Annotated in this window: 15 protein-coding genes; 11 read left to right on the top strand and 4 right to left on the bottom strand. The window is 71.8% G+C overall.

Features of this window, described 5'->3' with window-relative positions; all coding sequences use genetic code 11:
- Positions 1-27: 27 nt before the first annotated feature.
- Positions 28-708, top strand: a complete 681-nt coding sequence (locus tag ABT296_RS09585; RefSeq protein WP_351925050.1) for a response regulator transcription factor — start codon at positions 28-30, stop codon at positions 706-708.
- A gap of 63 nt (positions 709-771) precedes the next feature.
- Positions 772-2,022 (top strand): cytochrome P450 family protein, encoded by a 1,251-nt coding sequence (locus tag ABT296_RS09580; RefSeq protein ID WP_351925048.1) that lies wholly within the window; start codon positions 772-774, stop codon positions 2,020-2,022.
- Positions 2,023-2,705: 683 nt separating this feature from the next.
- On the opposite strand, the gene ABT296_RS09575 is transcribed toward ABT296_RS09580, so the two are convergent.
- The gene (locus ABT296_RS09575) at positions 2,706-3,725 is read right to left on the bottom strand and encodes a Gfo/Idh/MocA family oxidoreductase (RefSeq protein WP_351925046.1); all 1,020 of its coding nucleotides are present in this window, start codon (positions 3,723-3,725) and stop codon (positions 2,706-2,708) included.
- Positions 3,726-3,854: 129 nt separating this feature from the next.
- On the opposite strand from ABT296_RS09575, the gene ABT296_RS09570 reads away from it, so the two are divergent.
- The 9 genes from ABT296_RS09570 (at position 3,855) to ABT296_RS09530 (ending at position 15,397) form a co-directional block, all read left to right on the top strand.
- Entirely contained in the window at positions 3,855-4,592 is a 738-nt protein-coding gene (locus tag ABT296_RS09570; protein ID WP_351925199.1) for a GntR family transcriptional regulator, read from the top strand.
- 171 nt (positions 4,593-4,763) lie between these two features.
- A complete protein-coding gene (locus tag ABT296_RS09565; protein ID WP_351925044.1) occupies positions 4,764-5,768 on the top strand; it encodes a sugar ABC transporter substrate-binding protein in 1,005 nt (334 codons plus the stop codon).
- On the top strand, positions 5,765-6,796 hold the full coding sequence (locus ABT296_RS09560) for an ABC transporter permease (protein WP_351925042.1): 1,032 nt from the start codon (positions 5,765-5,767) through the stop codon (positions 6,794-6,796). The genes ABT296_RS09565 and ABT296_RS09560 overlap by 4 nt, the downstream gene beginning before the upstream one ends.
- The gene (locus ABT296_RS09555) at positions 6,763-7,563 is read left to right on the top strand and encodes an ATP-binding cassette domain-containing protein (protein WP_351925197.1); all 801 of its coding nucleotides are present in this window, start codon (positions 6,763-6,765) and stop codon (positions 7,561-7,563) included. The genes ABT296_RS09560 and ABT296_RS09555 overlap by 34 nt, the downstream gene beginning before the upstream one ends.
- 118 nt (positions 7,564-7,681) lie before the next feature.
- Positions 7,682-8,830: an ROK family glucokinase gene (locus ABT296_RS09550; protein WP_351925040.1), complete on the top strand. Its 1,149-nt coding sequence runs from the start codon at positions 7,682-7,684 to the stop codon at positions 8,828-8,830.
- Positions 8,827-9,420: a sugar kinase gene (locus tag ABT296_RS09545; RefSeq protein ID WP_351925038.1), complete on the top strand. Its 594-nt coding sequence runs from the start codon at positions 8,827-8,829 to the stop codon at positions 9,418-9,420. Before ABT296_RS09550 ends, ABT296_RS09545 begins: the two co-directional genes overlap by 4 nt.
- A 161-nt stretch (positions 9,421-9,581) precedes the next feature.
- Positions 9,582-12,413, top strand: a complete 2,832-nt coding sequence (locus ABT296_RS09540; protein ID WP_351925195.1) for an SCO1167/SCO6262 family helicase — start codon at positions 9,582-9,584, stop codon at positions 12,411-12,413.
- Positions 12,410-14,347, top strand: coding sequence for an SWIM zinc finger family protein (locus tag ABT296_RS09535; protein ID WP_351925036.1), 1,938 nt, complete (start codon positions 12,410-12,412; stop codon positions 14,345-14,347). The genes ABT296_RS09540 and ABT296_RS09535 overlap by 4 nt, the downstream gene beginning before the upstream one ends.
- A 390-nt stretch (positions 14,348-14,737) precedes the next feature.
- Positions 14,738-15,397, top strand: coding sequence for a hypothetical protein (locus tag ABT296_RS09530; protein ID WP_351925034.1), 660 nt, complete (start codon positions 14,738-14,740; stop codon positions 15,395-15,397).
- Between the two features lie 77 nt (positions 15,398-15,474).
- Here the strand turns inward: ABT296_RS09530 and ABT296_RS09525 are convergent, their stop codons facing one another.
- From ABT296_RS09525 to ABT296_RS09515, 3 genes are read right to left on the bottom strand one after another with little or no spacing between them, the layout of a single operon-like run.
- The gene (locus tag ABT296_RS09525) at positions 15,475-15,978 is read right to left on the bottom strand and encodes a CYTH domain-containing protein (RefSeq protein WP_351925032.1); all 504 of its coding nucleotides are present in this window, start codon (positions 15,976-15,978) and stop codon (positions 15,475-15,477) included.
- An 18-nt stretch (positions 15,979-15,996) separates the two neighbouring features.
- Entirely contained in the window at positions 15,997-17,247 is a 1,251-nt protein-coding gene (locus ABT296_RS09520) for an MFS transporter (RefSeq protein WP_351925030.1), read from the bottom strand.
- 4 nt (positions 17,248-17,251) lie between these two features.
- Entirely contained in the window at positions 17,252-18,379 is a 1,128-nt protein-coding gene (locus ABT296_RS09515) for a hypothetical protein (protein WP_351925028.1), read from the bottom strand.
- Positions 18,380-18,606: the final 227 nt, after the last annotated feature.

The raw sequence follows: 18,606 nt of genomic DNA, 5'->3' as shown, positions 1-18,606 counted from the left end.
GGGCCCGGCCGTGATTACGTAGCCCCCATGACTGCGATCAGACTGCTCCTCGTCGACGACGACCCGCTGGTCCGGGCGGGTCTGACCCTGATGATGGGCGGCGCGGACGACATCGAGATCGTCGGGGAGGCCGCCGACGGCGCCGAGGTCGAGGAGCTCGTCGAACGCACCCGGCCGGACATCGTCCTGATGGACATCCGGATGCCCTCGGTCGACGGTCTGGCGGCCACCGAACGCCTCCGGTCCCGGCCCGACGCCCCGCAGGTGGTGCTCCTGACCACCTTCCACGCCGACGAGCAGGTGCTGCGTGCCCTGCGCGCGGGCGCCGCCGGGTTCGTCCTCAAGGACACCCCGCCGGCCGAGATCGTCGACGCGGTACGACGGGTGGCGACCGGCGATCCAGTCCTGTCGCCCACCGTGACCCGGCAGTTGATGCGGCACGCCGCGGACTCCGCCGCCGACACGCGCCGCACGCGTGCGCGTGCGCGCGTCGAGGCGCTGAACGAGCGTGAGCGCGAGGTGGCCGTGGCGGTCGGCCGGGGACTGTCGAACGCGGAGATCGCCGCGGGCCTGTTCATGAGCGTCGCCACGGTGAAGACCCATGTCTCGCGGGTCCTGACCAAGCTCGACCTCAACAACCGTACGCAGATCGCCCTGCTGGCCCATGACGCCGGGCTGCTGGAGGAATCCGGGGAGGACGGGAGCTGACGGGCACTTACAGCCGTCGCCGTCCGTTGGGGGAGTGACGGGGAGTCGCACGGGGGAGCGGGGATGGGCGGTATCGACAAGGCCGACGGGACCGAGGGGTTCGGCGGGTTCGAAGGGGCCGACGTGATCGAGGAGTCGGACGACGGCATCGATCTGGGGGCGTTCGGGGAGGAGTTCCGCACCGATCCGCACCCGGTCTACGCCCGCCTGCGGGCCGAGGGACCGGTCCACCGGGTCCGGCCGCCCGACTGGCAGTCCACGACCTGGCTCGTCGTCGGCCACGCCGAGGCCCGTGCCGCGCTGGCCGACCCCCGGCTCGCCAAGGACGGCACCAAGATCGGCCTGGAGACGCTGGACGAGCAGCTCATCGGGAAGAACCTCCTGGTCTCCGACCCGCCGCAGCACACCCGGCTGCGCGGTCTGATCTCCCGCGCCTTCACGATGCGCCGGGTCGAGGAACTGCGCCCGCGCGTCCAGCAGATCACCGACGACCTCCTCGACGCGATGCTGCCGCACGGCCGCGCCGACCTGGTGGAGTCCTTCGCCTACCCGCTGCCGCTCACCGTCATCTGCGAGCTGCTCGGCGTGCCGGAGATGGACCGCGCCGAGTTCCGCAAGCTGTCCACCGAGACGGTCGCGCCCAGCAGCCCCGGCAGCGAGTACGAGGCCTTCGTCACCCTCGGCACCTACTTCACCGACCTGATCGAGGACAAACGGGCGGCGGGCCCGGGCGGCGACCTGCTCTCCGACCTGATCCGCACCACCGCCGACGACGGCGACCGGCTCTCCGGGGACGAACTGCGTGGCATGGCCTTCATCCTGCTGATCGCCGGCCACGAGACCACGGTCAACCTCATCACCAGCGGGGTCCACGCCCTGCTCACCCACCCCGGCCAACTCGACCTGCTGCGCGCCGACATGAACCTCGTCGACGACGCGGTCGAGGAGATGCTGCGCTACGAGGGCCCGGTGGAGAACGCCACCTTCCGGTACGCCGCCGAGCCGCTGGAGATTGGCGGACGGCGGATAGCGGCGGGCGAGTCGGTGATGATCGGCCTCACCGCGGCGGACCGGGACGCGGAGCGCTACCCCGACCCCGGCCGCTTCGACATCCGCCGCGACCACCGCGGCCATGTCGCCTTCGGCCACGGCATCCACTACTGCCTGGGCGCCCCGCTGGCCCGGCTGGAGGCGCGCACGGCCATCCGGTCACTGCTGGAGCGAGCCCCCGGCCTGGCCCTCGACGGCCCGCCCGGCCCCTGGCTCCCCGGCATGCTGATGCGCGGCATGCGAAGCCTGCCGGTGCGCTGGTAGCCACCGGCGCCTCCGCGGCGGCGTCGCGTGGCGGTGGGCGTGGTTCCGCGCGGGGTTGCGTGCGGGTGTCGGGGCGTGGCCGCGGTGGTCCTGCCCGGAGGGTTCGGCGCGGGTGTTGCTGCGCGGCTGTGGTGGTCCTGCCCGGAGGGTTCCGCGCGGCTGTCGAGACGCGACCGAAGCGGCCCCGCCGGGAAGTCCCGCTCGCGCGCGACATTCCCGTAGTCGTGGCTTCGCCAGGGGAGCTGCGTTCAAGCGTCACGCCGTCGTCGGGGTGGCCCCGTCGGGGAGGTCCGCTCAAGCGTCGCGGCACAACTGCGGTGGTCCCGCCGAGGGGCTCCGGCTTGACTCAAGCGTCGTGCTACGGCCGTGGTGGCACCGCCGGGGAGATCCTCCCCGGCGGTGCCCTGCAACCTTGGTGATCCCGCCCAGGGAGCTTCTCCCAGGTGCCACCCCGCCGGCGTGCTCCCTACAGGCGTCGCCCCGCCGACGGGCTCCCGCCGGGCGCTCTGTCCCGACGTCACCCCGCTGGCGTGCTCCTGTCGGCGTGCTCCTGTCGGCGCGCTCCCTACAGGCGTCGCCCCGCCGACGGGCTCCGCCCTGGTGTCACCCTGCTGACCCGCTCCCGCTGTCCCGCCCCCGCTGTCCCGCCCCTGCTGGCCCGCTCCCGCCGCCCCGCCCCCGCCTCACCCCGCCGGCGCGCTCCCGCCCGGGAGTTCCGTGAGCCGGACCGGCCGGTGTTCGTGTCGGGAGAGTTCGCATGCCTCGGCGATCCGCAGTGCCTGGAGGGCCTCGCGGCCGTCGCAGGGGTTGGTCCGCTCGCCCCGGACCACCTCGATGAACGCGGCGAGTTCGGCCTCGTAGGCGGGTCCGAAGCGCTCCAGGAAGCCGGGCCAGGGTTTGTCCGCCGCCGGGGGACCGGTCGGCTCGGTGGAGGCGATCGGGGTGCGGTCGTCGAGGCCCACCACGATCGTGTCGCGCTCACCGGACAGCTCCATGCGCACGTCGTAGCCGGCGCCGTTCATCCGGGTCGCGGTGGCCGTGGCGAGGGCGCCGTCGTCGAGGGTGAGCACCGCCGCCGCGGTGTCCACGTCCCCCGCCTCACGGAACATCGCCGGACCGGCGTCGGACCCGGCCGCGTACACCTCGGTCACCTCGCGCCCGGTCACCCAGCGCAGCATGTCGAAGTCGTGGATCAGCGTGTCCCGGTACAGCCCGCCCGACAGGGGCAGATACGCGGCCGGGGGAGGGGCCTGGTCGCTGGTGAGCGCGCGCACGGTGTGTAGTCGCCCGAGCCGGCCCGCGCGGACCGCCTCCCGGGCGCCCGCGTACCCCGCGTCGAAACGCCGCTGGAACCCCATCTGAAGGACCGTCCCGGCCCGCTCGACCTCCCCGATCGCCTCCAGCGTGCCGGGCAGGTCCAGTGCGATGGGCTTCTCGCAGAACACCGGCAGGCCCGAGCGCGCCGCCCGGCCGATCAGTTCGGCGTGGGCGGAGGTCGCCGTCGTGATCACCAAGGCGTCCACGCCCCACCGGAAGATCTCGTCCATCCCGGGGGCCGCCGTCTCGCCCAGCCGCAGGGCGAGATCGGCCGCCCGCGCGGGGTCGGCGTCCGAGAGGATCAGCGAACCGACCTCTCGATGGCGGCTCAGTGTGTTCGCATGGATCGTGCCGATCCGGCCCGTCCCGATGACTCCGATGCGCATGGGAACAAAGTGGGGTCGCATCCCGCACCCTGTCAATGCGTATGTCCGGACAATCGAACTACACGACTTCCCGTCAACCGGCCACGGGGCTACGCTCGGGCCGTGCCGAAACCAGAAGTGGACCCGACCCTGTCGCTCGCCCTCAGTGTGGACCGGAGCAGTCCGGTGCCCCTGTACTTCCAGCTGTCCCAGCAGCTGGAGGCCGCGATCGAGCACGGCGCCCTCACACCCGGCAGCCTGCTCGGCAACGAGATCGAGCTGGCCGCCCGGCTCGGCCTGTCCCGGCCCACCGTCCGCCAGGCCATCCAGTCGCTCGTCGACAAGGGCCTGCTGGTCCGCCGCCGCGGAGTGGGCACCCAGGTCGTGCACAGCCAGGTCAAACGCCCGCTGGAACTCAGCAGCCTCTACGACGACCTGGAGGCCGCCGGGCAGCGCCCCGCCACGACGGTGCTGGTCAACACCGTCGTCGCGGCCTCCGCCGAGATCGCCGCCGCGCTCGGCGTCGCCGAGGGCGCCGACGTGCACCGGGTGGAGCGGCTGCGCCTCGCGCACGGCGAGCCGATGGCGTACCTCTGCAACCACCTGCCCGGCGGGCTGCTCGACCTGGACACCGCCCAGCTGGAGGCGACCGGCCTGTACCGGCTGATGCGCTCCGCCGGGATCACCCTGCACAGCGCCCGCCAGTCCATCGGCGCCCGCCGCGCCACCGCCGCCGAGGCCGAGCGGCTCACCGAGGCCGAGGGCGCCCCGCTGCTGACCATGCAGCGCACCACCTTCGACGACACCGGCCGCGCGGTCGAGTTCGGCGACCACATCTACCGCCCGAGCCGCTACTCCTTCGAGTTCCAGCTCCTCGTACGGCCCTAGCGCCCTCTCCTGTCCTCACCGAGTACGTCGCAATGTCCGGACAATGCGACCGACTCGCGCTCCCCGGTCGTCCGACGCATGATCCCTGTGTTTGATACTGGGGCGTTTGGGGCTGGTGAGGAGAACCGGCCCCTTGCGTACGTCAGAGCACGGCAAGAAGGGCACGGCCTCGTGGCACGCTTGAGGACCTGGGCAGGAATCGCGCTGGCAGGGGCACTGTCCGTGTCGCTGGCCGGCTGCAGCAGCACCGGCGGCAAACGCGCCGAGGACGCCCGCGAGGCCGCGGCGGCCCAGGGGAAGGCGGCGGTGAACACGCCCCGCTGGACCTTCGCGATGATCACCCACTCGGGTGATGGCGACACCTTCTGGGACATCGTCCAGAACGGCGCCGAGCAGGCCGCCGCCAAGGACAACATCAACTTCCTGTACTCCCACGACGACGAGGCGCAGCAGCAGGCGCAGCTCGTGGACGCGGCCGTCGACAAGCAGGTCGACGGAATCATCGTCACCCTCGCCAAGCCCGAGGCCATGAAGGCCGCGGTGGCCCGCGCCCGCGAGGCCGGCATCCCGGTGATCACCGTGAACTCGGGCTCGGCCGAGTCCAAGTCGTTCGGCGCGCTCACCCACATCGGCCAGGACGAGACCGTCGCCGGCGAGGCGGTCGGCGAGGAGCTGAACGCCCGCGGCCGTGAGAACACCCTCTGCGTCCTGCACGAGCAGGGCAACGTCGGCCACGAACAGCGCTGCGCCGGGGTGAAGGCCACCTTCGACGGCACCGTGCAGAACCTGTACGTCAACGGCACGAACATGCCCGACGTGCAGTCCGCGATCGAGGCCAAGCTCCAGGCCGACGACTCCATCGACTCCGTCGTCACCCTCGGCGCGCCCTACGCCGACACCGCCGTCAAGGCCAAGCAGGGCGCCGGCAGCGACGCCGAGATCGACACCTTCGACCTCAACGCCAAGGTGGCCGCCTCGCTCAAGGACGGCACCCTCGGCTTCGCCGTCGACCAGCAGCCCTGGCTCCAGGGCTACGAGGCCGTCGACCTGCTCTGGCTGTACAAGTACAACGCCGACGTCCTCGGCGGCGGCAAGCCGGTGCTCACCGGCCCGCAGATCATCACCGAGGACCAGGCCGCCGAACTGGAGAAGTACACCGAGCGGGGCACCCGGTGAGCGCCACCACGGCCGACGAACGGCTGATCGAGACCTCCCCGCTGCGCAGACTCCTCGGCCGCCCCGAACTGGGCTCCGTCGTCGGCGCCCTCGCGGTCTTCGTGTTCTTCGCGGTGGTCGCCGACGGCTTCCTGCGCGCCGCCAGCCTGAGCACCGTGCTCTACGCGTCCTCGACGATCGGCATCATGGCGGTCCCGGTCGCGCTGCTGATGATCGGCGGCGAGTTCGACCTGTCCGCGGGCGTCATGGTCACGTCGTCGGCCCTGGTGTCGTCGATCTTCAGCTACCAGATGACCGCCAACACCTGGGTCGGCGTCGGGGTGTCCCTGGTGGTCACCCTCGCCATCGGCGCCTTCAACGGCATCATGCTCACCCGCACGAAGCTGCCGAGCTTCATCATCACGCTCGCCACCTTCCTGATGCTGACCGGCATGAACCTCGGCTTCACCAAGCTGATCGACGGCACCGTCTCCACGAAGTCCATCGCCGACATGGAGGGCTTCTCCAGCGCCCAGGACGTCTTCGCCTCCACGCTCACGATCGGCGACGTCGACTTCAAGATCACCATCCTGTGGTGGTTCGGCCTGGTCGCCCTCGCCTCCTGGATCCTGCTGCGCACCCGCGCCGGCAACTGGATCTTCGCCGTCGGCGGCAACCAGGACGCGGCCCGGGCGGTCGGCGTCCCCGTCACCCGGACCAAGATCGGCCTGTACATGGGCGTCGCCTTCGGCGCCTGGATCTCCGGCCAGCACCTGCTCTTCTCGTACGACGTCGTCCAGTCCGGCGAGGGCGTCGGCAACGAGCTGATCTACATCATCGCGGCCGTCATCGGCGGCTGTCTGATCACCGGCGGCTACGGCAGCGCGATCGGCTCGGCGGTGGGCGCGTTCATCTTCGGCATGACCAGCAAGGGCATCGTCTTCGCCGAATGGAACCCCGACTGGTTCAAGTTCTTCCTCGGAGCGATGCTGCTCCTCGCGACCCTGCTCAACGCCTGGGTCCGCAAGCGGGCGGAGGCCACCAAGTGACACTCGTCGAGCTGGCCGACGTCAGCAAGCACTACGGCAACATCCGCGCCCTCGAAGGGGTCTCCCTGGAGGTCCACGCGGGCGAGATCACCTGCGTCCTGGGCGACAACGGCGCCGGCAAGTCCACCCTGATCAAGATCATCGCGGGGCTGCACCAGCACGACACCGGCACCCTGCGCCTGGACGGCGAGGAGACGAAGCTCTCCTCCCCGCGCGAGGCGCTCGACCGCGGAATCGCCACCGTCTACCAGGACCTCGCCGTCGTCCCGCTCATGCCGGTCTGGCGGAACTTCTTCCTCGGCTCCGAGCCGCGCAAGGGCGTGGGCCCCTTCAAGCGCCTGGACGTCGAGCACATGAAGCGCACGACCCACGCCGAACTGCTGCGCATGGGCATCGACCTGCGCGACGTCGACCAGCCCATCGGCACCCTCTCCGGCGGCGAACGCCAGTGCGTGGCCATCGCGCGGGCCGTCCATTTCGGCGCGAAGGTCCTCGTCCTCGACGAACCGACCGCGGCCCTGGGCGTGAAGCAGTCCGGCGTCGTCCTGAAGTACGTGGCCGCGGCCAGGGACGAGGGCCTGGGCGTTGTCTTCATCACACACAACCCGCACCACGCCTATATGGTCGGCGACCACTTCGTCCTGCTGAAGCGGGGCACGATGGTCGGCAACCACAAGCGTGCCGAGATCACCCTGGACGAGCTGACACGCCAGATGGCAGGCGGAAACGACCTGGACGATCTGCGCCACGAGCTGGAACGAAGCTGAAGGGGCGCGGGGAACTGCGCGACAAGCCACCGGCGGGCCGCAAGACGCCGTACAGCCTCAACCACCCACCGTTTCCCCGTACGGCTCCCCTACCGACGGTGAGGCACAATCAACCCCGATGAGCACCTACGGCACCTTCACCGCCCCCATCGGCTCCCGCCGCGCCCCGGCGCTCCGCACCATCGGCACCCGGGAGCGCCGGTCCCACCTGACCGCACCCCGCGTGCCGACCGTGGGCATCGACATCGGCGGCACCAAGGTGATGGCCGGCGTCGTCGACGCCGACGGCAACATCCTGGAGAAGCTCCGCGCGGAGACCCCGGACAAGTCCAAGAGCCCCAAGGTCGTCGAGGACACCATCGTCGAACTGGTGCTGGACCTGTCCGACCGGCACGACGTGCACGCCGTCGGCATCGGCGCGGCCGGCTGGGTCGACGCCGACCGCAACCGCGTCCTGTTCGCCCCGCACCTGTCCTGGCGCAACGAACCGCTCAGGGACCGGCTCGCCGGCCGGCTCGCGGTGCCCGTCCTGGTCGACAACGACGCCAACACCGCGGCCTGGGCGGAGTGGCGGTTCGGCGCCGGCCGCGGCGAGGACCACCTGGTCATGATCACCCTGGGTACCGGCATCGGCGGCGCGATCCTGGAGGACGGCCAGGTCAAACGCGGCAAGTTCGGCGTCGCGGGCGAGTTCGGCCACATGCAGGTCGTGCCCGGCGGCCACCGCTGCCCGTGCGGCAACCGCGGTTGCTGGGAGCAGTACAGCTCCGGCAACGCGCTGGTCCGCGAGGCGCGGGAACTCGCCGCGGCCGACTCGCCGGTGGCGTACGGGATCATCGAGCACGTCAAGGGCAACATCGCCGACATCAGCGGTCCGATGATCACCGAGCTGGCCCGCGAGGGCGACGCGATGTGCATCGAACTGCTCCAGGACATCGGCCAGTGGCTCGGTGTCGGCATCGCCAACCTCGCCGCCGCCCTCGACCCGTCCTGCTTCGTCATCGGCGGCGGGGTCTCGGCCGCCGACGACCTGCTCATCGCACCCGCGCGGGACGCCTTCAAACGGCACCTCACCGGCCGCGGCTACCGCCCCGAGGCGCGCATCGCCCGCGCCCAGCTCGGCCCCGAGGCGGGCATGGTCGGCGCCGCCGACCTCGCCCGCCTGGTGGCCCGCCGCTTCCGGCGCGCCAACCGGCGCCGGGTGGAACGACACGAGCGCTACGAGCGGTACGTGGCCGCCCGCCGCTCCTCCGAGGGGCCCGCGTGACTCCTGAACCGCCCCACCGGACCGAAGCCCCGGCCGAGCCGGCCCGCCCCGTCGAGGACCGGCGTCACATGATCCGCCGCCGGGCGCTGACCCTGCTGATCATCGGGCTCCTCATCGGCGTCCCGGCCGGCTACCTGGTGATCTCCGCCAACCAGAGCAGGGACAGCGGCAAGGACAAGGAGGCCAAGTACTCGGCGACCGGACTCACCGAGGGCTGGCCCTCCAAGGTCCAGCGCCGGCTGTACCAGGTGCCGATACCGCACCCGTCGAACCAGGTCGCGTACTACGAGACCAACAACTGGCGCACCAGCCGCCTCTACGTGCAGTTCCAGACCACGCACGCCGGACTGGACGCCTTCCTCGCCGAGCTCGGCCTGAGCCGTCAGGACCTGGACCGGGAGAGGATCACCATCGGCGCCCGCGACCAGAAGGTCACCGGCTGGAAGTTCGCGGGCGAGGGCTCCCGGCCCGGCACCGACTTCGGACTCGTCCGCGAGCAGAAGAACCCGGCGCCGACCCTGGACATCGTGGTCAACACGGGGAATCCGACGTTCCCCATGGTGTACGTCGTCTCCCGCACAGTGCCCTGACCGGGGCGCCCCGGGCGGTCCGTCGAACCTGCCGCCCGCCCGCCCCGACCGGCTCGGGACGGGCGGCGGGGCCGATTGTCAGACCCCGCCCGTAGAGTCGAAGACGTCTGATCCGACTCGGGGCCTGGGAGGTGACAGTGCGTACGATCCACGCGGCCGCGGTGGCCGACCGCACCGGCGACCCCCGCACCGGTGACCTCCGCGACCCGGAGCCGATCCCGGTGCGGCTCGCCGCCGTCTTCCTGCCCGCGCCGCTGCCGCGCGACGGACGGATGGCCTTCTGGGACCCCGAGGACGGCCCGCTGCCCCCCGCGGGGGACCCCACCGAACTGACCGTCGTACGCCGGCACGGCTCCGGAGTGCGCCGCAGGCCCGCCCCCGCGCTGACCGTCCCGCTCGACACCGCGCTCCCGCTCCTGGTGCGCGCCCGGCGCGACCCCGCCGCCCACCCCGCCACCGCCGCCTGGGGCGCGGCCGCGCTGCACGCGCTGCGCCTCACCGCGCGCGGCCGCCTGCTCCCCGGCCTGACCCCGTCCGGCCACGACGCCTGGCGCGCCGGACCCCTCGACCCCGACGACATCGCCCATCTGCGGGCCGTCGCCGCCGCCCTGCCCCACGAGGGCCACCCGGTCCCGCTGCCCGGCCCCGGACCCCTCCGGCTGCCCGACCCCGAAGCGCTGCTGCGCTCCTTCCTCGACGCCGTCGCCGACACCCTGCCCCGCACCCCGGCCGCCCCGCACGCCTGCGGCAGGCCCTTCGCCGACCGGCGCCCGCAGCGGCTGCCCGAGGCCCACGACTGGGCCGCCGAGGTCGCCGCCGGCATGGACGCGGGCGTACGGATCTCGCTGCGCCTGGACCTGTCGGCGTACGACCTGTTCGACAACGAGGAGGGCGTGCGCTCCGCCGGTGCCGCGATCGTCCAGGTGCACAGCCTCGCCGACCCCACCCTCATGACCGACGCGGCGGCCCTGTGGGCGGGCGAGGCCGACGCGGCCCTCGGCGCCCGCGCCCGCGTGGACGCGGCCCTCGCGGTGCGCCGCGCGGCCCGGGTCTGGCCGCCGCTCGACCGGCTCACCGAGCAGGACGTGCCGGACGTACTGGCCCTGTCCGAGGAGGAGCTGGGCGACCTGCTGGGCGTGGCCGCGACCCGCCTCGCGGCGGCCGGAGTCGCCGTCCACTGGCCCCGGGACCTGGCCCAGGACCTGACCGCCACCGCCGTCGTACGGCCCGCCCCGGGGTCCGCGACCGACGGCAACGGCTTCCTGGAGAGCGAGGAACTCCTCCAGTTCCGCTGGCAGTTGGCGCTCGGCGGGGAACCGCTCGACGAGGCCGAGATGGACGCCCTCGCCGAGGCGCACCGCCCCGTCGTCCGGCTGCGCGACCAGTGGGTCCTGGTGGATCCCGCCCTGGTCCGCAAGGCCCGCAAACGTGAACTCGGCCTGCTCGACCCGGTCGACGCGCTGTCCGTCGCCCTCACCGGCACCGCCGAGGTCGACGGCGACACCGTCGAGGCGGTCCCGGTCGGCGCCCTCGCCGCGCTGCGCGACCGCCTCACCACGGGGATCGCTCCCGCCGAACCCCCACCGGGGCTGAACGCCACCCTCCGCGACTACCAGCTGCGCGGGCTGGCCTGGCTGGACCTGATGACCTCCCTCGGCCTCGGCGGCTGCCTCGCCGACGACATGGGCCTCGGCAAGACGATCACCGTCATCGCCCTCCACCTGAAGCGCGACCGCGGCCGGCCGACCCTGGTGGTCTGCCCGGCCTCCCTCCTCGGCAACTGGCAGCGCGAGATCACCCGCTTCGCGCCCGGCGTCCCGGTCCGCCGCTTCCACGGCCCCGACCGCACCCTGGACGACCTGACCGACGGCTTCGTCCTCACCACCTACGGCACCATGCGCTCGGCGGCACCCGTCCTCGCCGGACGGGACTGGGGCATGGTCGTCGCCGACGAGGCACAGCACGTCAAGAACCCGTACTCGGCGACGGCCAAGGCGCTGCGCACCATCCCGACCCCGGCGCGCGTGGCACTGACCGGCACCCCGGTGGAGAACAACCTCTCCGAACTGTGGGCGCTGCTCGACTGGACGACACCGGGGCTGCTCGGCCCGCTGAAGTCCTTCCGCGCCCGGCACGCGCGCGTGGTGGAGAACGGCGAGGACCCCCAGGCGGTGGAGCGGCTGGCCCGGCTGGTGCGCCCGTTCCTGCTGCGCCGCAAGAAGTCCGACCCCGGGATCGTCCCGGAACTGCCGCCCAAGACCGAGACCGACCACCCGGTGCCGCTCACCCGGGAACAGGCCGCGCTGTACGAGGCGGTGGTGCGCGAGGCGATGCTCGCCATCGAGACGGCCGAGGGCATCGCGCGGCGCGGCCTGGTCCTGAAACTGCTCTCCGCGCTGAAGCAGATCTGCGACCACCCCGCGCTCTACCTCAAGGAGCCCGACGCGGCCGGCGGACCGGTCGCCCGCTCGGGCAAACTGGCCCTGCTGGACGAACTCCTCGACACCGTGCTCGCCGAGGACGGCTCGGCCATCGTCTTCACGCAGTACGTCGGGATGGCCCGCCTGATCACCGCCCACCTCGCCTCCCGCGCGGTCCCGGTCGACCTGCTGCACGGCGGCACCCCGGTCCCGGAGCGGGAGCGCATGGTGGACCGCTTCCAGGAGGGCGCCACCCCGGTACTGGTGCTCTCCCTGAAGGCGGCCGGCACCGGCCTGAACCTCACCCGCGCCGGCCATGTCGTCCACTTCGACCGCTGGTGGAACCCGGCCGTGGAGGAACAGGCCACCGACCGCGCCTACCGCATCGGCCAGACCCAGCCCGTCCAGGTCCACCGCCTGATCACGGAGGGCACGATCGAGGACCGCATCGCCCTGATGCTGGAGTCCAAGCGGGCCCTTGCCGACGCCATCCTCGGCTCCGGCGAGTCCGCCCTCACCGAACTGACGGACCGTGAACTGTCCGACCTGGTCTCCCTGCGGAGGACGTCATGACCGCCCGCCCGTCGGAGGAGGCCCGCCGGGCCCTGCGGGAGGCCAGGCGACGCGCGGGCACGGAGGACGACGCGCACGCCCGGCCGTCCGTGCAGCCAGTGCGCCCGACGGGCCGGGATCCCCAACCCCGCCCGGCGGACGAGGCACGCGCGGCCCTGCGCCGCCAGACCGCCACCCCTGTCCCGGCCGCCGAGGAGCCCGCGGAGGGCCCGGCTGGGCCCGTCGCGGGCTCGGACGCCCCCCTTCCCGAAGCTGTCCTTCCCGAGGCCCGCCCGGCGGACGTGGCGCGCGAGGCGCTGCGCGCGGCACGCAGGGACAGGCACCGGACCGAGCCGCACCCCGAACCGCCCCGCCCCACCCGCCGCCCCACCCACCCGCCCCGCGACGACACCTCCGCCGCCCGGGCGCGCGCCCTGCGCGCACTCCTCGCCGACGCGTTCCGAATGCCGCCGGACACGGATTCCTCCACGGACGCGGACCCCACGGGCGCGGATGCACCGCCCGAGGAACCCGCCGCCGCCCACCAGTCCCCGGACCGCGCCATCGCCGACCCCGAACCCCGGCCCTTCGGGGCCACCGCCGTCTTCGAGGAAGCCCCCACAACTCCCTCAACCCCCGCCACACCCACCACCCCGGACGGATGGTCGACACCACCACGGCTCTCCCGTTCCATGGCCGCCCCCTCCCGGGACGGGGAACTCCGGCGCACCTTCCCCGCCTTCCCCGCACGGGCCGCCGGCGACACCGGGTTCGCCGCGACCTGGTGGGGAAACGCGTGGGTGTCGGCCCTGGAAGAGGGCGCCCTGGACGCCAAGCGCCTCGCGCGCGGACGCGGCTACGCCGAGCAGGGGCACGTCGACGCCATCACCGTCACACCCGGGCTCGTCCTGGCCTACGTAAAGGGCGGCAGAGCCCGGCCGTACCGCGTGCAGGTGCGGCTGCGGACGCTCGACGACGCCGACTGGGAGCGGTTCCTCGACGCCGCCGCCGAACGGCCGGGGCACATCGCCGCGCTCCTCGACAAGGAGATGCCGCACTCCCTGGCCGAGTGCGGAGTGCCCCTGCTGCCCGGGCCGCGGGACCTGGAACCCCGGTGCAGCTGCCCGGACTCCGGGCACCCCTGCAAGCACGCGGCGGCCCTGTGCTACCAGACGGCCCGGCTGCTCGACGCCGATCCCTTCGTGCTGCTCCTGCTCCGCGGCCGGGGCGAACGCGAACTCCTCGACGCCCTCTCCCGGCTCAGCGCCACCCGCGCGGCCCGGGCCGCCCAGGACCAGGAACCGGCACCGCTGCCGGGCGTACGGGCGAGTGAGGCGCTCGCGCCCCGTCGGCTCCCGCCGCTGCCCGCGCCGTCGCCGGTGCCCCCGCACCCCGAGCAGCCGCCGGTGTACCCGGCCGCGCCGGGCGGACCGGACCCCTTCGCGCTGGACCAGTTGGCGACCGACGCGGCCGCCCGCGCACACGCCCTGCTGGCCACCGGCCGCGACCCCCTGGCCGGCCTCACCCTGTGGCAGGACGCCGTACGGCTGGCCGCGGCCCGCCCCGGCTCGGGCCTCACCGCAGGCACCCGCGCCCTGTACGCCTCACTCTCCTCCGCCGCCGACCGCACCCCCGCCGAGCTGGCCCGCGCGGTGGCCGCATGGCGCCAGGGCGGACCGGAGGGCCTGGCCGTCCTGGAGGAACCCTGGGACCCCCCGGCCGGCCGCTTCGACCGAGCCCGCCCCCTCCTCCTCGCCGCGGACCTCCCCGCCTTCCGCCCCTGGCGCAACCACCTCACCCACCCCATGGGCCACGTCCAACTCCGCCTGGGCCGCGACGGCCTCTGGTACGCCTACGAATCAGAACCCGGCCAGGACAACTGGTGGCCCCGAGGCACCCCCGACCCCGACCCGGTAGGAGTCCTCACCGGCCTGGGCGGCCCCGACGACCACTGAGGCCGCCGGCACCCGCGTGTTGACGACGAACGCGCTCAGGACCACGAGCCGGGCGCGAAGGGTCCAGCGGTACGCGAATCTGCGCAAGTTGCTCTACAGGAACAGCCAGCGACACGGAACGAACTCGGCAAGGGGTGCGCAAGCGGCACGCGCGAAGTACGCGCTCCGTCAGATCGGGACTGAGGAAACGTGGCCCGGCGCAACCCGACTGGAACGCCTGCTGGGTGGTGACGGAGAGGTTGTCAGCCACCAAGTTCGCCAAGGCCGTGCGCGCCGAGTTCGGCACGGATCCCGATGTGGCACGGGCGGCCGATGCGTTGGCCGTGATTTCACTGGCGTCCTCGTCGAGTTGTTCGACGCGGTGGTCGGCACGTTCAGATGGAGTTACGAGTGAGCTGGCTCAACGTCAAGCACGCCATGGCACTGTCCCCCTGGATCCGTATCCCGCTCATGTGGCCGGAACCGGGACTTGAGGACGTCGAAGAGGCACAGACCCCTGAGACGTGGGCTCGCTACTTCGCCGAGGGCGTCCGGGAGGACTTCGCGCCGCAGGAGCCGGGGCCGGGCGAGGTCGACCTGCTGGCGGACATCCTGTTGATGTACGCCATCAGGGCCCCCGCGGCCTGTCCGGACTCCGAGGTCTTCCTCCATCTCCCACACCCCAGGGAGATCCCGCTGCCCGCGTACGTCGACCTGGTGGAGGTCGAGGAGGGGGAGGACCGGCAGAAGGCGCTGCGGGAGCTGACCCACGCCGACGCCGGCTGCGCCGTCGAGCCGCCCGTCGTCGAGGACTTCGACTCCCCGCATCTGGGAACCGGCTTGCGGGTGCTGCGCTACTACGAGGACGAGGCCGAGGACAGCAACGAGGTGCACGTCGGCCTCCGCTACGCCTGGCGCCACGAGCGGGGCACCGAGGCCGCGGACGTCCTGATCATCCTGGCCGATCCGGACGCCGGACGAATCCTCAAGGCCCTCGACGACGTCGACGCATTCGCCCGAACCATCCGGGTCGGCCCGGACGCCGAAGCGGACACCTGGAAGTCGTCGTGAGGAGTTCGGCCGTCGCGGACTCCCCGTGTACCGACCCGCCCCCGCACATGCGGAGCGACCGGTGTCTCCCGGTCGGCTCAAGCGCGGCGGGCGTCGCCGCAGTGCCCGGTGCTGCGGCCGGCAAGGGCTCGGTTTCCCCACTCCTTCATTCCGGTGATTTCCGGTCCGAACCAGGCGGGGGCATCGAACGCATCCGCCTCTGCCGGGGTGGCGAACTCGACCTCGACAACCCGAAGGCCTTCGTTCTTCCCCAGGTAGACGTCGACGACGGTCGTGTGCCCGGCGACGGCTACGGTCCAGCGTTCCTTGTCCAGACGGTCAACGGTCAGATCCCATAGATGGTCGAACACCTCGACGTCGATGGGGAACTCCACCTCGTGCCGGGAGAGCGCCTTTCCGGAGGATGTGCCCAAGGGCTTCTTCACGGTCATGAAGTACCGCTCGGCGATGGACCGGACGCGGACTTCGACTCCGGCCGCGGGGTCGGTCAGGTACGCCTGACGGATCCGTGCGCCAACGGCTGCGGGTGGGATCTCCCAGTCATCACGGACGCGGAATTTGCGTTCTATCTCCAGTGGCACGGTCTGCCTCCGTTCTTGTCAGACGGTCTCTGAGGTGCGGGTTTCGATCTCTGCGAGGTCGCGGTAGGAGGTGAGCTGGAGACCGGCGATCCAGACGAGCAAGGTGACGCCGCCGGCGCTGATCACCACAGCCGGGTCGAGGAATTCGGCGCTCAGTCCGCCGAGGAGCGCTCCGACCGGGAGGGTGCCATGCGTGATCAGCCGATAGCTCGCCGTCAGCCGGCCCAGCATCTCGGGGCGGCAGAGGCGCTGCCGCACGCTCATTGCGTGAACGTTCGATTCGCCGAGGCCGAACGAGTAGAGGAGGACGCCGACGGCCAGCACCACGGCGGCAGGTTCCGGGGAATCGGTCAGAGAGGCGGCCGCGATCACGATCAGTCCGACCGCTGTCATGACATCGCCGACATTGATGGCGTCCACCACGCACAGCCGTCGGCCTACCCAACTCGCTGCGGCGGCTCCGGCGATGCCCCCCACCGCGCCCACGGAGTAGGCAGCACCGATGGCCGCCGGGCTGAGCTGGAGGGAGGACACCCCGTACAGAACGAAAAGGGTCAGGTACACCTGGATGAAGATGTTGAACACGCCACTCGACATTCCGAGCAGCAGGAGTCGCCGCTCGCGGCCGAGGTAGGCGAATCCGTCCTTCATCCTGGTCAGCCACCCGTGCCGGGGGTCCGCTCCCTCTCTCGGCTTCGTGCGCAGCGCACCGACCAAGGTGCCGGAGAGGAGGAAGGAGAGCGCGTCGGCCACGATGGCATACGGAGCGGACAGCACATGGACCAGTACCCCGGCCAGGCCGGGGCCCGAGACCTCGACCACCGATCTGCTCATACCGAGGGAGGCGTTTCCCGGCACGATCCTGGAATCATCCACCAGGAGTGGAAGCAGAGAGTGCTGCACGACGTCGCCCAGGGACTTGAAACACCCCGACAGCACAGCTATCGCGTAGAGCCAGACCATGCTCAGAATGTCGAGGAATGCCAGGAGCGGGATCAGGCCCATCAGGACGCCCCTGGCGAACATACTGAGAGCATTGACTCGCTTGGGGGACCAACTGTCGGCGATGACCCCGGCGAAAGGCGTGACGGCGATCACGGGGATGAGTTGCAGGAAGCTCAGGAGCCCCAGCTCCCCGGGCTTGGCGTCCAGCATGGTCAATGCCGTGAGGGGCAGCGCGAGCAGCGTCACCTGCGAGCCGATGCCGGTCGTCGTTGTGGCCAGCCAGAATCGGACGAAGTTCCGGTCTCTGTGAAGTCCTGGGCGCACAACCCTAGACAAGGGATTCCTCGCGGCCGGGCCGGGTGTCCTGCTGGTCTGCGTCGGGGATGATCAGGCCCGCGGAGACGATGTGGTCGTAGTAGGCGGAGACCTCCTCCTCGGGTATCTCCAGCCCGTTCAGGACGAAGCACCGCAGGGCTTCCGTCACAGCGCTCTGCTTCGTCCGGCCGTGCGAGACGGCCCACAGGAGGACACCTTCGCGGCTGAGTCGAATGCCTGTGCCGACGTCCTTGGTGAGGTGGAACAGGCCGGATTCCGGCAGGAGAGAGTATCGGGGATCACGCATCGGCCGGCCCGGCGGCGCCATCGGAACAGTGTCGTGACGGTAGCCGGTGGCCGCCATGGCGAGCAGATCCTGGGTCAGCCACATGTTCCGCAGGACCGTGTCGCGAAGATCGGTTCCCCCGGGGTCGCGGATGGCGTCCCAGACGTCGGCTCCGAGGGAGAGGCCGATCGTCCGGCGCCACTTCTGCCACAGCCACTTGGTATTGACGTAAGGGTCACCGGCTGCGCCGAGCAAGGCTTCTGCGCCCCGGTACAGCATTTCCCGGGACTGGTAGTCGGCAGATTCGGCGTCGCCGTTCAGGAGAGCTCCGACCACGTCCTCGCAGCGATTCTGAGCGTCCAGGGCGTGGCGGGCAACGAGCATGGCCCGGTAGGCGTCCCGGCTTCCGGCCAGCTCTTCGTGCAGCGGGCGAAGCAGGCCGTCGTCGGTGACGATGTCGCTCAGCAGGAACCGGGTAAGGAGGTCGAGGCGGGCGCGGGCGGGCGGCACGATCGTGTCGGTTCCGGCCTGCGGGCCGTCGTAGCGTCCGCAGGCATCGACGAGTCGGCGCAGGGCCGACAGCTGGACATACTCGATGTCCACACGTGAGCCCTCGTACTCCACCTGCTCCGTCTCGCGTTGCTCCTCCCCGTCGAGCACGACGAAAATGTCGATGTCCGAGCAGGGGGATCCCAGCCCTGCCAGCGGCGCCCCGGCGGTGTAGACGCGCCTGAGGCCGTGGGTCGCGGCGAGGTGGCGAGCAGCGGCCCTTCCGCGCTCCCGAATCCCTTCGAGACGGCGGTTGACCGTGTCGGCACCCGCAGGGCCGAGAATCTCGTCCAGCCTGGTGGACATCGATACCTTCCTGTTCTCAGTACGTCCGGGCGTCTGCGTCGCCGGTCACCCGCCGTGGCACCCGGGCGCATGATCTCCGCCGGTTCCTGACCGGCCACAAGTCGGCAGTGACGCAGGCACGTTCGGGCCGGGGGGCCGCAGCGTCTCTGCCGCCCCCCGGGTGAACGCCCTCAGGAGGAGGGCGCGTTGCGGTGCACTACTCCTTGACCGGGAGAACCACCGTGGTG

Origin of the sequence: Streptomyces sp. NPDC000983 (assembly GCF_040299205.1) — a bacterium.
GTDB lineage: Bacteria > Actinomycetota > Actinomycetes > Streptomycetales > Streptomycetaceae > Streptomyces.
This window is presented reverse-complemented; position numbering and strand designations above follow the sequence as displayed.

What these genes read in the sequence shown, in the direction of transcription:
- ABT296_RS09585 (WP_351925050.1), top strand. Translation starts at nt 28, where the DNA reads ATGACTGCGATCAGACTGCTCCTCGTCGACGACGACCCGCTGGTCCGG.
- ABT296_RS09580 (WP_351925048.1), top strand. Translation starts at nt 772, where the DNA reads ATGGGCGGTATCGACAAGGCCGACGGGACCGAGGGGTTCGGCGGGTTC.
- ABT296_RS09575 (WP_351925046.1), bottom strand. Translation starts at nt 3,725, where the DNA reads ATGCGCATCGGAGTCATCGGGACGGGCCGGATCGGCACGATCCATGCG.
- ABT296_RS09550 (WP_351925040.1), top strand. Translation starts at nt 7,682, where the DNA reads ATGAGCACCTACGGCACCTTCACCGCCCCCATCGGCTCCCGCCGCGCC.
- ABT296_RS09535 (WP_351925036.1), top strand. Translation starts at nt 12,410, where the DNA reads ATGACCGCCCGCCCGTCGGAGGAGGCCCGCCGGGCCCTGCGGGAGGCC.
- ABT296_RS09515 (WP_351925028.1), bottom strand. Translation starts at nt 18,379, where the DNA reads ATGTCCACCAGGCTGGACGAGATTCTCGGCCCTGCGGGTGCCGACACG.